Annotated in this window: 10 protein-coding genes and 2 pseudogenes; 7 read left to right on the forward strand and 5 right to left on the reverse strand. The window is 72.9% G+C overall.

The window, feature by feature from the left end:
• Together MCAG_RS34900 and MCAG_RS16365 are read right to left on the reverse strand one after the other, a co-directional pair.
• Positions 1-551: pseudogene (locus tag MCAG_RS34900) on the reverse strand (hypothetical protein); the annotation flags it as partial.
• Between the two features lie 264 nt (positions 552-815).
• Positions 816-2291 (reverse strand): C40 family peptidase, encoded by a 1476-nt coding sequence (locus MCAG_RS16365; protein ID WP_007074093.1) that lies wholly within the window; start codon positions 2289-2291, stop codon positions 816-818.
• A 239-nt stretch (positions 2292-2530) separates the two neighbouring features.
• Between MCAG_RS16365 and mqnE the strand changes: the two genes are divergently transcribed.
• From mqnE to MCAG_RS16380, 3 genes are all read left to right on the forward strand, one after another.
• Positions 2531-3700 (forward strand): aminofutalosine synthase MqnE, encoded by a 1170-nt coding sequence (gene mqnE, locus MCAG_RS16370; RefSeq protein ID WP_007074094.1) that lies wholly within the window; start codon positions 2531-2533, stop codon positions 3698-3700.
• 23 nt (positions 3701-3723) lie between these two features.
• Positions 3724-4158, forward strand: a complete 435-nt coding sequence (locus tag MCAG_RS16375; RefSeq protein WP_007074095.1) for a hypothetical protein — start codon at positions 3724-3726, stop codon at positions 4156-4158.
• 70 nt (positions 4159-4228) lie between these two features.
• Positions 4229-4495, forward strand: coding sequence for a DUF4229 domain-containing protein (locus MCAG_RS16380; protein ID WP_007074096.1), 267 nt, complete (start codon positions 4229-4231; stop codon positions 4493-4495).
• Positions 4496-4505: 10 nt separating this feature from the next.
• Here the strand turns inward: MCAG_RS16380 and MCAG_RS16385 are convergent, their stop codons facing one another.
• Entirely contained in the window at positions 4506-5846 is a 1341-nt protein-coding gene (locus MCAG_RS16385; protein ID WP_007074097.1) for a C39 family peptidase, read from the reverse strand.
• 215 nt (positions 5847-6061) lie between these two features.
• Here MCAG_RS16385 and MCAG_RS16390 point away from each other — a divergent pair.
• From MCAG_RS16390 to MCAG_RS16405, 4 genes and pseudogenes are all read left to right on the forward strand, one after another.
• Positions 6062-7372, forward strand: a pseudogene (locus MCAG_RS16390) (M14 family metallopeptidase); the annotation flags it as partial.
• Positions 7373-7740: 368 nt separating this feature from the next.
• Positions 7741-8685: an ABC transporter substrate-binding protein gene (locus MCAG_RS16395; protein WP_007074099.1), complete on the forward strand. Its 945-nt coding sequence runs from the start codon at positions 7741-7743 to the stop codon at positions 8683-8685.
• A gap of 107 nt (positions 8686-8792) precedes the next feature.
• Entirely contained in the window at positions 8793-9878 is a 1086-nt protein-coding gene (locus MCAG_RS16400; RefSeq protein ID WP_007074100.1) for an iron ABC transporter permease, read from the forward strand.
• A 47-nt stretch (positions 9879-9925) separates the two neighbouring features.
• Positions 9926-10741: an ABC transporter ATP-binding protein gene (locus MCAG_RS16405; protein WP_007074101.1), complete on the forward strand. Its 816-nt coding sequence runs from the start codon at positions 9926-9928 to the stop codon at positions 10739-10741.
• A 119-nt stretch (positions 10742-10860) separates the two neighbouring features.
• On the opposite strand, the gene MCAG_RS16410 is transcribed toward MCAG_RS16405, so the two are convergent.
• Both MCAG_RS16410 and MCAG_RS29720 read right to left on the reverse strand, forming a co-directional pair.
• Positions 10861-11664 carry a VOC family protein gene (locus MCAG_RS16410; protein WP_007074102.1) on the reverse strand — a complete coding sequence of 268 codons (804 nt, stop codon included), beginning with the start codon at positions 11662-11664 and terminating at the stop codon, positions 10861-10863.
• Between the two features lie 270 nt (positions 11665-11934).
• Positions 11935-12669, reverse strand: a complete 735-nt coding sequence (locus tag MCAG_RS29720; RefSeq protein WP_157548101.1) for a hypothetical protein — start codon at positions 12667-12669, stop codon at positions 11935-11937.
• Positions 12670-12789 lie beyond the last annotated feature (120 nt).

Consider the following 12789-nt stretch of genomic DNA (forward strand, 5'->3'; position numbering starts at 1 on the left):
GGCACCGGGACGGGGGTGGGCTCCGGCTCCGGGGTCGGTGACACGGGCGGCTCGGCCGGCGTCGGGGGCTCGCCCGGCTCCGGGGGCCGTGCCGGCTCGGGCGGCTCCGGGTTCACGGGTGCGGATCGGTACACCCTGGCGTTGCCGGGCTTCGCCCCACCCGCCCCCTCGATCCCGGCGGCACCGGCCGCCTCGGTGGCGGAGATCCGGTTCAGGCCGGGGACCGAGGCGCTGGCCCGGGCGGACGCGGAACCGGCGACGACGCTCCGCTGGCCCGGCGCGGTTGCGCCGCGCCGGGCGTTCCCCGGGGTGGGCGTCGCGCCGACACCGGCGTCCGGCGTGGCACCTGCGGCGCCCGCGCCGTCTCCGCCGCTTGTCGGGCCGTGGACCACGCCCGCACCGCCCTGGGCGGGCGGTGCCGGCGGCTGACCCGCGCGCGGGCCGGGAACGGGATCGGCGGCCGGGGCGCCCACGCGGTACGTGGTCCCGCTGCTCCCGGCGGTCGGCAACGCGACGCCGTCGGGCGGGACGGTCACGCTGGTGACGCTCACCCGGGCACGTGCCGTCGCGGCGGGCGCCCCGGACGACCGGTCAGTGGGCGTGGTGGCGACCGGAGTGTGCGCCGGGCCGGCCGTGTCGCCGCCGGGGCCGGGCGGAGATCCGGGGCCGGCCGTTCCCGCCGGAACCTCTTGCTCGCCCATGGTCGTCCTCCGTGCCCACGCTCGCCTCCGTGCCCGAGGCGTCGGACCGGAAGTGTATGGGTGTCACGGTGCCACATTCCCGCCCGGCAGCACAGCCGGAGTGGACGGATGCGCTCAGCCGGCCGCGCTTGTCGAGGCCTCCGGCGGGGTGCTGTCGCTCGGTTCCAGGCTGCTGGCCCCAACGGACGGTTCCGGCGACGGGGTCGGGGACTTCGACGGGCTCGGCGAGGGGCTCGGCGTCGTGGGCTTGGGCGTCGGCGTCGTGGGCTTGGGCGTCGGAGTGGTCGGCTTGGGCGTCGGCGTCGTGGGCTTGGGCGTCGGGGTCGTGGGCTTCGGGGTCGGCGTCGTCGGCTTGGGCGTCGGGGTCGTGGGCTTCGGGGCGGGCACCGCGCCGACCACCCGGGTGGCGGCGTAGAGCCGCGACCAGCCCACGGTGCTGATCTTCACCGTCTGGCCCGTGGTCGGGGCCTGCACCATCTTGCCGTTGCCGATGTACATCCCGACGTGGTGGATCGTCGTCCAGCTACTGCCGGAGGCGAAGAAGAGCAGGTCGCCGGGGAGCAGCGCGCTGCGGCTCACCGTGCGGCTCCGGGTCGCGTAGTACTGGTCGCGGGACACCCGGGGCAACTGGTAGTAGCCCGCCGACCGGTAGGCGGCCCACATCAGCCCGGAGCAGTCGAAGGCGTTCGGGCCCTCGGCGGCCCAGACGTACGGGTCGCCGAGCTGGTCCAGGGCGTAGCGGACGGCGGCCAGCGCGGTCGGGCTCGCGGTGAGGCCGTTTTTGCTCTGCCCGTCGACGTACCCCGCGCCGAGCTGCTGTTCGAGGGCCTCCTGCTGGCGCTCCAGCTCGATCAGCTGCGCGGCGTTGTCCTTGCGCAGCTTGAGCAACTTCTTTTCCTGCTCGCGGAGCGACTTCTCCACGGCGGCGTACTGGTCCCGGACCGAGCGCACCCGGGCGTCGGCCGCCAGCCACGCCTGGTAGGCGACCTGCTCGGCGGCGCGGGCGCGGGCCAGTTCGCCGGCGGCGGCGGTCGTCGCGCCCTCGGCCTCCTCGCCCCGGGTGATCTGCTGGAGCAGGTTGAGCCCGTGCAGGTCCTCGGCGAACTCGCCGGGCGGCAGCGCGGCGGCGGCCTTGAGTGCGCTGGCCGCGGCGGCGTCGGCGCCCTCCTGGGCGCGGGCCAGGGCGTCGCGGGCCGCCTTCAGGTCCCGGTCGGCGGTCGCGAGCTGAGCCTCTGCCTCGGTGCGGGTTTGGCGCAGCCCGAGCAGTTGGTCGCCGAGGAGCCCCACCTGGGCCTCGGCGGCCCCGATGGCGGCGGCGAGCGGGCCGTTGCCGAGCGGCGTCACGGGCGTGCCGGGACCGGGGACGACGGCGCCGTTGAGGCCGGGGAGCTGGAACCCGCCGGTCGCGACGGGGCGCGATCCGGTGTCGGGCACCACGTTGGGCAGCGGCGGGTCGGCGTACACGGGAGTGGCGAGCGCGGCCGTGGCGACGGCGCTGAGCAGGGCGGACCAGAGCATCGGCCGGAGCACCGGGGAGAACAGCGGTGCCCTCCGTCGCTGCCGTCGCTGCCCTCGCGTGCTCTGCACCATTCCGCTCCCCGTCCGGCGTGGCTGGGCCGCGCTCGGGTGACGCGGCGGCGTGGGGCGGCACCTAGTGTGGTGCTCCCCACCCTGTCTTACCGCACCGAGGCAACGATGTCGATGGCGTGGCGGGTTACGGCCAGCTGAGAGTCCGGTGAGGTACGTCGCTGCGGTCGACCGGACCGTCGGTGCGTCGGCGACCCGACGTAGGCTCGACGGGACCGCAGGCGGAAGGGACGTGGCTTTCGATGGACGCCGGACTCAAGCGCGAGCTCGAAGCGAAGGTGTACGCGGGGGAGCGGCTGACCCGCTCCGACGGCATCGCCCTCTACGACAGCGACGACCTGACCTGGCTGGGCCGCCTGGCGCACCACCGGCGCGCGGAGCGTAACGGCGACCGGGTGATGTTCAACGTCAACCGGCACCTCAACCTGACCAACGTGTGCAGCGCGAGTTGCGCGTACTGCTCCTTCCAGCGCAAGCCGGGCGAGAAGGACGCGTACACGATGCGCATCGACGAGGCGGTCCGCAAGGCCAAGGAGATGGAGGACGAGCAGCTCACCGAGCTGCACATTGTCAACGGCCTGCACCCGACGCTGCCCTGGCGCTACTACCCCAAGGTGCTGCGCGAGCTGAAGGCGGCGCTGCCGAAGGTAAACCTGAAGGCGTTCACCGCGACCGAGGTGCAGTGGTTCGAGAAGATCAGCGGCCTGAGCGCCGACGAGATCCTCGACGAGCTGATGGACGCCGGCCTGGAGTCGCTGACCGGCGGCGGCGCGGAGATCTTCGACTGGGAGGTCCGCCAGCACATCGTCGACCACGCCTGCCACTGGGAGGACTGGTCGCGAATCCACCGACTGGCCCACTCGAAGGGCATGAAGACCCCGTCGACGATGCTCTACGGGCACATCGAGGAGCCCCGGCACCGCGTCGACCACGTGCTGCGGCTGCGTGAGCTCCAGGACGAGACGGGCGGCTTCCAGGTCTTCATCCCGCTGCGCTACCAGCACGACTTCGTCGACTCGGCGGATGGCAAGATCCGTAACCGGATCCAGGCCCGCACCACGATGGCGTCGCCGGCCGAGTCGCTGAAGACGTTCGCGGTGTCCCGGCTGCTGTTCGACAACGTCCCGCACGTGAAGTGCTTCTGGGTGATGCACGGCCTCTCGGTGGCCCAGCTCTCGCTGAACTTCGGCGTGGACGACCTGGACGGCTCCGTCGTGGAATACAAGATCACCCACGACGCCGACTCGTACGGCACCCCGAACACCATGCACCGCGACGACCTGCTGCACCTGATCTGGGACGCGGGCTTCCGCCCGGTGGAGCGCAACACCCGCTACGAGGTCGTCCGCGAGTACGCCGCCGCCCCGTCGCTGGCGCAGCGCCGGTCCGAGCCGCAGCAGGTGTGGGCCTGAGCGGCCCCGTACCCTCGTAGGTCATGAGCGAGTCGAGTCGGCAGGGCCAGGGCGGGTTCCCCCGGCGGGACGCCGAGGGGCGGATCGTCGCCCTCGGCGACCTGCTCGGCATCAGCCTCGCCGGTCTGGTGATCGGCCTGCTCGCCCTGCTGCTGTTCGACTGGGGCTTCGCCACAGTGGGCGCGGGGGACTTCGGCCGGGCCAACGGCTGGCTGGCGATCATCCTGCCCGCGTGGCTGTACTGGGAGGACTTCCGGGCCTGGGAGTTCGGGGCGGCCCGGGTGGTGGCCGGGCTGGCGGCGGCCGGCCTCGCCGTGTTGGGCGGCCTGCTGGTGGCCGGCCTGGCCGACGGTCTGCCGCCGCTGCTCTCCGGCGGGCTCGCCGCCGCGACCTTCACCCTGGTGTACGCGGTGGTCTGGTTTCCCGGAGTCCACTGGCTGTCCCGCCGGACAGGCTGAAACCCCGCCCGGCGGGGCCAGCCGGGGTGAACCTTCCGACCGGCGTGCCGGCTGGAGAACGGAGTGCGACGTGAGCGCGGCGGTCAAGTACACGCTGGGCCGGATCGGGCTGTTCGTGGTGGTCATCGCGGCGCTCTGGCCGGTCGACCTGAACATCTTCCTGAAGCTCATGCTGGCGTTGGCGTTCTCCGCCGCGCTGTCGTTCTTCCTGTTGCGGGGATGGCGGGACGAGATGGCCGGGGAGATGGCCGGTGCCGCCGAGCGTCGCCGGGCGGAGAAGGAGCGGCTGCGCTCCGCCCTGGCCGGCGACGACGAGCAGCCCGGCGACGATCGGTAGGCGGGGCCGGTCACCAGTTGGTCGAGCCCGGGACCACCGGCCACGGCTTGTCCGCCGGCTTGATCAGGTACGCGACGCCGCCCGACCCGCTGGCCACCGTCCCGTCGGCCCGGTAGCGCTTGGTGCGCAGCCAGATCTGCTCGAACTGTTCCCGCTGATACACGTTGCGCACCTCCGCGTTCGACGACGACGCCGGGTCGTTGACGATCACGTCGCCGTCGGCGGTGAAGCCGACGACCACGAAGAGGTGCCCGGAGGTGCCGTAGTTCGACCCGTCCAGCTCGGTGCCGAGGAAGGACTGCGAGGTGACGACGGGGATGCCGGCGGCGACGAACCGTTCCACCTCGTCGAGCGAGTGCAGCCGGGTCACCCGGGCGTCGATGCCGGGGAAGCTCGCGGCGTACGCGGTGTTGAACGGCCAGTTGCCCGCGCCCTCGTACTCGTAGTCCCAGGTCATCCGGGCGGCGTGGGCCACCTGGGGGTCGGTGTAGCCGGGGGTGACCCAGGCCAGGTCCTCGGCCGACGGGCCCCGGCCGTAGTACTCCAGCACCATCGTGGTCGACGTCGGGCTGCACCAGACCTGGCCGCCGCCGCCCCACTCGGGGTAGTTGCCCCGGTGGATCATCTGGGAGCGGGCGGGGACCGGCAGCTCCTTCCCCCAGGCGATCCCGCCCCGGCTCGGGGTGACGGTGAACCGGTCCGGCACGTTCGAGCTCATCGCGCCGAGCATCCGGACCCGGGGCGAGGCCGCCTCGCCGGGCTTGCGGTAGAGGCTGAGCCGTAGCTGGTACGACCGCAGCAGGACCCCGGCGTCGGCGTCGTCGATGGCGAACGTGTCCGTCCACACGCTCGACCAGGGGTCGCCCTGGCCGTCCAGGGTGGCGCGCATGATGTCCTGGTCGCCGGCGGCCCAGCGGGCCATCACGTACCAGGGGGTCCGGTCGCCGCTGTTGTACGTGCCCTGGAGCTCGACCTGGAGCCAGGTGCCCGCCGGGGTGTCGGCGTTCCACGAGGCGACCAGCTCGGTGGCGTCGAAGCCGATCCGGGTGACCGGCGAGGTCCAGGTGGCGTACTCCCAGGTGGTGGCGGTGCCGCCGTGCTCGTCGGTGAACTCGGTGGTGCCGGCGGGCCGGTCGATGGTGATCCCGGCGCCACGGCCGGGAACCGCCCGGGTGCCCTGGTGGGTGCCGGAGCGCCAGTCGGGGTGGCTGGACCACTCCTGGAACGTGATCTGCTCGTCGTGTTCGACGGGCGGGTGGTGGTCACCGGCGTGGGCGGGGACGGTCGTGCCGGCGAGGGCGAGCGCGGCGACGCCGGTGAGGGCGATCGCGCGAAGGGCTTTGCTGGCCATGGGATCTCCGCGAGGTGAGGCGGGTCAGGCATGCTTGCCGGTCACTATCCCGCCCGGCGAGAAGTTTCGCCATACCTTCTCGTGAGGAAAGTCATTGCCGACGTGAGGATGCGGTCGGGATGGATCACATAGTGAAAGATATTGATTGATCGTGTGGCAGGTGGTGAAGTGTTGGCCACGAGACGGGATCTCCCCGTCCCCCCAGGAGGTTGTCCATGGCCTTCCGCACCTCGACCCGCCTGCGTCGCGCACTGGTGCTCGCCACCGCCGTCGGCCTGGGCCTCACAGTCCTCACCGGGCCGGTCTCCGCATGGCCGACCCCAGAGCCCGCCGCCGAGCCGGTCGCCGCCGAGTACGAGGTGCTCGGCGTCCGTACCCTGGCCGCCCGCAACGCGATCGCCCGCACCGGCGCGGCCGTCAACGCCGCCGAGCACGGCATCCTGCACGTCACGGCGACCGACGCCGAGGTGACGGCGATCAGGTGGCTCGGCTACCAGGTGAAGAAGCAGGTTGCCCCCGCCCAGGACGGCGTCGGCACGTACGCCTTCCCGCCCGCCGACTCGAACTACCACGACTACGCCGAGCTGACCGCCGTGGTGAACAAGGTGGTCGCGGACCACCCGAGCATCGCTCGCAAGATCAGCATCGGCAGGTCGTACGAGGGCCGCGACCTGATGGCCGTGAAGATCTCCGACAACGTCGGCACCGACGAGGCCGAGCCGGAGATCCTGTTCAACTCCCAGCAGCACGCCCGCGAGCACCTGACCGTCGAGATGGCGATCTACCTGCTCAACCTCTTCACCGACAGCTACGGCGGCGACTCCCGGGTCACCAACATCGTCAACACCCGGGAGATCTGGATCGTCCCCACCGTCAACCCCGACGGCAGCGAGTACGACATCGCCACCGGCTCGTACCGGTCCTGGCGGAAGAACCGCCAGCCCAACAGCGGCTCGACGGCGGTCGGCACCGACCCGAACCGGAACTGGGGCTACAACTGGGGCTGCTGCGGCGGCTCGTCCGGCGTCCCGTCGTCCTCGACCTACCGGGGCCCGTCCGCCTTCTCCGCTCCCGAGACGAAGGCGCTGCGTGACTTCGTCAACAGCCGGGTCGTCGGCGGGGTCCAGCAGATCAAGGCGAACATCGACTGGCACACGTACTCGCAGCTCGTGCTCTGGCCGTTCGGCTACACCACGGCGAACACCACCACCGGGATGACGACGGACCAGTACAACACCTTCGCCACCCTCGGCCAGCGGATGGCTGCCACCAACGGTTACACCCCGCAGCAGTCCAGCGACCTCTACATCACCGACGGCGACAGCATCGACTGGATGTGGGGAGCGCACGGCATCTGGGCGTACACCTTCGAGATGTACCCCGGCTCGTCCGGCGCCGGCGGCGGCTTCTACCCGCCCGACGAGGTCATCCCGGCCCAGACCTCGCGGAACAAGGAGGCGGTCCTGCTGCTTTCCGAGTACGCCGACTGCCCGTACCGGGTGATCAACAAGGAGGCCCAGTACTGCGCCTGACCGCTCGTGGTGCGGGGCCCCGGCGGGCCCCGCACCCGTGTCGGCGGCGTTACCTTCAGTGATAGTCCCTAGAACAGCGAGGTGCCCGGGGCGTGCGCTACGGTGGCACCGACCAGACCGCAGCGAAGCCGGTGTGAATCCGGCGCTGTCCCGCAACTGTGATGTCCCACCCGCGGCGTCCGGCCCCCGGCCGCCGTCGACCCAGGCGTCGGCCGACCGGCCGACGCCGACGTGTGTGGGGCGAGCCAGGTCGCCTGCGGCGCGGTCGCGACACGCGCTCTCGAGGAAGGGCGCCTCGCGGACGGGCACCCACCAGGCTCCTGTCGGCGAAGCACCACACTCCTCGACCGACAGGAGGACAAGTGTTCCGACGTACCCCCCGGATCTTCGCCACGACCCTCGCGGTGGCCGCGCTCGCGCTCGGCGCGTGCGCCGAGAAGAGCTCCGACGACGCCTCCGCCCCCGCCACCGGCGGCACCTCGGCCGCCGCCGCCTTCCCGGCCACCGTCGGCAAGCTCACGCTCGACAAGCGCCCCGAGAAGATCGTCTCGCTCTCGCCGACCGCGACCGAGATGCTCTTCGCCATCGGTGCCGGCAAACAGGTCACCGCCGCCGACGACAACTCGAACTACCCGCCGGACGCGCCGAAGAGCGAGCTGTCCGGCTTCCAGCCCAACGCCGAGGCGATCGCCGGCAAGAGCCCCGACCTGGTGGTGCTCGCCAACGACACCAACAAGATCGTCGAGCAGCTCACCACGCTGAAGATCCCGGTGCTGCTCACCCCGGCGGCGGCCACGCTGGAGGATTCCTACCGGCAGATCGCCGACCTCGGCACGCTGACCGGCCACGCCGCCGAGGCCGCCGACGTCGTCACGCGGATGAAGGACGACATCGCCAAGCTCACCAAGGACCTGCCGCAGCGGCCGGAGAAGCTGACGTACTACCACGAGCTGGGCCCGGAGCTGTACAGCGCGACCAGCAAGACCTTCATCGGTTCGATCTACGCCCTCGCCGGCCTGGAGAACATCGCCGACGCGTCGGACGCCGACGGGCGCAACGGGGGGTATCCGCAGCTCTCCCAGGAGATCATCGTCAAGGCGAACCCCGACTTCGTCTTCCTGGCCGACACCAAGTGCTGCAAGCAGAGCCCGGAGACGGTCAAGGCGCGCAGCGGCTGGGCGGGCGTCACCGCCGTCAAGAACAACCAGATCGTCGCGCTCGACGACGACATCGCCTCGCGCTGGGGCCCGCGGGTCGTCGACCTGCTCCGGGCCGTCGTCGACGCCGTCGCCAAGGTGCCGGCGTGACCCTCGACGAGCCGCGCCGTGCCGTTCCCGTGTCGACGTGTCGAGCCGTTCCCGTGCCGGGGCGCGGTGCGGATCGCGGTGAGGGGCGTTAAGAAGGGGCCCCTGCTATGCGGAAAGCGTTAACGGGGGGCCCCTCCTTCACCGCAGGGCAGCCGGCTGGGCTGCGGCCCGGCTGGCTGGCCGCCGGGGTGGCCGCCGTGCTCGTCGCGCTGGTCGCCGGAGTGTCCCTCGGGCCGGTCAGCCTGCCGCCCGGCAGCGTCGCCGCAGAGCTGCTCAACCTGCTGCCCGGGGTACGCCTCGAAAGCGGGCTGAGCGAGCGCGAGATCGCCATCGTCACCGAACTGCGGCTGCCCCGGGTCGTGCTCGGGTTGCTAGTCGGCGGGCTGCTCGCCCTGGCCGGCGGCTGCTACCAGGGCGTGTTCCGCAACCCGCTGGCCGACCCGTACCTGCTCGGGGTGGCGGCCGGGGCCGGGCTCGCCGTCACCGCCGTGATCTCGCTCGGTGCCGGAGCGGGCGGCGCGCTGACCGGGCTCCCGTTCACCATTCCCCTCGCCGCGTTCGTCGGCTCGCTCGGCGCGGTCGCCATGACGTACCTCCTCGGGGCGGCGGGTGGACGGGGGCACTCCACGGCGACGCTGATCCTTGCCGGGGTGGCCGTGTCCGCGTTCCTCGCCGCCGGGCAGACGTACCTGCTCCAGCGCAACTCCGACAGCATCCAGCAGGTCTACTCGTGGCTGCTCGGCCGGCTGGCCACCGCCGGCTGGCACGACGTCCGGCTGGTCCTGCCGTACTTCCTGCTCACCACCGTCGTGGTGCTGCTGCACCGGCGCGAGCTGGACGTGCTCTCCGTCGGCGACGACGAGGCCAGCAGCCTCGGCCTGCACCCCCAGCGGTCCCGTTACCTGCTGATCGCCGCCGCCTCGCTCGGCACCGCCGCCGCCGTCTCCGCGTCCGGGCTGATCGGCTTCGTCGGGATCATCGTCCCGCACACCGTGCGGCTGCTCGCCGGGTCCAGCTACCGGGTGATCCTGCCGCTGTCCCTGCTGTTCGGCGCGGCGTTCCTGGCGCTGACCGACGTGGTCGCCCGGACCGCCGCCGCCCCCGCCGAGGTCCCGATCGGCGTGGTCACCGCGCTGCTCGGCGGCCCGTTCTTCGTCCTGGTGCTGCGTACCGCCCGCCGGGTGCTGACGTGAGCGCCCCGCCCCCCGGTGGCCCGTCGCCGGTCCCGCCCGCCGGTGGCCTGTCGCCGGTCGCGCCCCCCGGCGGCCCGCCGTCGTGCGCCGCGCCCGCCGTCGAGGTGCGGGACCTGCGGGTCAGCCTCGACGGCGCGCCGATCCTGGCCGGGGTCGACCTCACCGTCGACAGGGGCGAGTGGGTCACCGTGATCGGCCCGAACGGCGCCGGCAAGTCGACCCTGCTGCGCGCCCTCGGCGGCCTGCTGCCCGCGCCGGGCGCGATCCGGATCTTCGGTACGCCGAGCGAGGCGCTGCGCCGCCGCGACCGGGCCCGGATGGTGGCCACCGTCGCGCAGTCCCCGGTCGTCCCGGCCGGCATGACGGTCTTCGACTACGTGCTGCTCGGCCGCACCCCGTACATCCCGCCCCTGGGCCGGGAGTCCGCCGCCGACCTGGCCGCCGTGCGGGACGTGCTGGGCTGCCTCGACCTCGACGGCTTCGGCCGCCGGGAACTGGCCACCCTCTCCGGTGGCGAGCGGCAGCGGGTCTTCCTGGCCCGAGCACTCACGCAGGGGGCGACCCTGCTGCTGCTCGACGAACCGACCAGCGCCCTGGACATCGGTCACCAGCAGGAGGTGCTGGAACTGGTCGACCAACTCCGCCGCGAGCACGACCTCACCGTCCTCGCCACCATGCACGACCTCTCGCTCGCTGGCGAGTACGCCGACCGGATGGTCCTGCTCGCGGACGGCCGGGTTGCCGCCGCCGGCCCGCCGCGTGACGTCCTCACCGAGGACCTTCTGGCGAGGCACTACCGCGCCTCCGTCCGGGTCCTCCCCGGCGAGCACGGCCCCCTGGTGGTCCCCGTCCGCCCCCGCTGAGGTGTAAGGAAGGGCCCCCTATTAACGCTTTCGGTATAGGAAGGGTCCCCTGCAAACACCTAAACCACCCGCGCCCGCCGAGGGGCCATGAGGCTGTTCCGTGCGGGCGAGGATGCCGGTCAGCGCGGAGGGCGGGCGATGACGGAGAAGAGGGCGCCCTGGGGGTCGCACAGCGCGGCGAGGCGACCCTGCGGGGTGTGGCGGGGCGGGACCAGGACGGACCCGCCCAGCTCGGCGGCCCGGGCGGCGGTGGCGTCGGCGTCGCAGACGGCGAAGTAGACGGCCCAGTACGCCGGCAGGTCGGTCGGGAAGTCGTCGGACAGCGGTGGCGTCATCCCGCCGACGATCCGCTCGCCGCACCGCCATCCGGTGTAGGAGGTGCGGTCGAAGTCCCCGCCGGTCGCCGGCGTGACCGGCATTGCCGGCTGCTCCTCCTCCGGACGCCAGCCGAAGACCAGCTCGTAGAAGACCTTCGCGCCCTCCGGGTCCGGGGTGACCAGCTCGTTCCAGCTCATCGCCCCGGGAACGTCGAACAGTTCCGCCCCGGGATGGGCCATCGGCTGCCAGACGCTGAACACCGCGCCGGCCGGGTCGGCGAAGACCGCCATCCGCCCCTGGTCGAACACGTCGAACGGGGCGACCAGTACCTGCCCGCCGGCCGCCTCGACCCGGGTGGTGACCAGATCCGCGTGGTCGGTCGCCACGTACGTCGACCAGATCGGCACCTGGTCGGCGGCGGCCGGCGGTCCGGCACCGGCCACCGCCCGCCCGTCGAGCAGGAACGTGGTGTAGCCGGCGGCCTCCGGCTGCGGCGCGATCCGGGTGGTCCAGCCGAACAGCTCCGAGTAGAAGCGCCGGGCATCCGTCAGGCCCGGCGTGGCGAGGTCGGCCCAGCACGGCGTGCCCGGCGGGACGCTGCTCACACTGACCCCTCTCGGCAGGGGCGGCCCCCGGCGGGACGCCCTGCCCGCATCCTGGCACCACCACCCGGCCAACGGGCGGGAATAGGACGAATCGCGCCGCCCGGGCGGCGGCCGACCGTGGTGGGCGCGCGTGCGTACGGTCAGACGATCTGGGCCACCACGATCGCCGTCTTGCTCGGTAGCGCGTACCCGATGGCGAGCCCCATCAGCGTGAACGGCACGGAGATCAGCCCGATCACGGCCGCGGGGTGGTCGCGTCGGGTGCGGGGCTCAGCGCGGCAGGGGCCGGGCCAGCGCCGGGCCGCCCGGCAGCGGGGTCGCCGGCAGCGGGGCCGGCGTCCGGGCCGCGCCCGCGCCCCGCGCGTTGGCCGAGCCGGACAGGGCGGTGACCAGGAACGCGCTGGTCGCGGCCCCGATGGGGTCGGGCTCGCCGGGCACCTGGTAGTGAGTGACGTTCGTGCCGAGGGTCACCTGACGGGAGCCGTCGGGGGCGTGCAGCGAGATCGTGGCGTGCCCGAAGACCAGCCCGTCGTGCCCCCAGAACCGACCGCCGGGCAGCGCCAGCCACAGTAGACCGAGGCCGTACCCGCCGGCCTCCGGACAGCGCGGGGTCGAGCGGCACGGTGGTCCGCATCCGGGCCAGCTCGGCCGGGCGCAGCAGCCGGCGCCCGAGCAACGCCACGGTAGAAGCGGTTGAGGTCGGCCGCCGTGGAGATCAGCGCCCCGGCGGTCCACGCCCATCGGTCGACCGGTGTCGAGGTCGGCGACGCCGCTCGCGCCGCGCCACCACCGGTCCCGGCCGTCGAGGGCCTCGGCGAGCGCCCCCACCATGCCGGCTTCGGTGATCGCGTCGAGTCCGGCGTCGAGCGCGTCGGCCGGCAGCCGCCCCGCTGCCGTCCCCGGGTGGGTGGGCGCGGCCGTTGCCGGAGCGGCGGTCAACAGGGGCATCGCCGCCAGCGCCGTGCCGGCCCCAGCGAACAGGAAACCACGGCGCGACAGGTGCATGCCGCCTCCCTTGTGGGCGAAGTACACCCATCGTCACCGATCGCCGCAACCCGCCCCCCACGCGCGGTGGCTCGGCCCGTAAGAAGGGGACCCTTCTCTACCGCAGGCGTTAACAGGGGG

The sequence above is a fragment of the Micromonospora sp. ATCC 39149 genome (assembly GCF_000158815.1).
In the GTDB taxonomy this organism is placed as follows: domain Bacteria; phylum Actinomycetota; class Actinomycetes; order Mycobacteriales; family Micromonosporaceae; genus Micromonospora.

Coding starts and splice junctions, on each gene's coding strand:
- mqnE (WP_007074094.1), top strand. CDS start 2,531: ATGGACGCCGGACTCAAGCGCGAGCTCGAAGCGAAGGTGTACGCGGGG.
- MCAG_RS29720 (WP_157548101.1), bottom strand. CDS start 12,669: ATGCACCTGTCGCGCCGTGGTTTCCTGTTCGCTGGGGCCGGCACGGCG.
- MCAG_RS16400 (WP_007074100.1), top strand. CDS start 8,793: ATGCGGAAAGCGTTAACGGGGGGCCCCTCCTTCACCGCAGGGCAGCCG.
- MCAG_RS16375 (WP_007074095.1), top strand. CDS start 3,724: ATGAGCGAGTCGAGTCGGCAGGGCCAGGGCGGGTTCCCCCGGCGGGAC.
- MCAG_RS16385 (WP_007074097.1), bottom strand. CDS start 5,846: ATGGCCAGCAAAGCCCTTCGCGCGATCGCCCTCACCGGCGTCGCCGCG.
- MCAG_RS16365 (WP_007074093.1), bottom strand. CDS start 2,291: ATGGTGCAGAGCACGCGAGGGCAGCGACGGCAGCGACGGAGGGCACCG.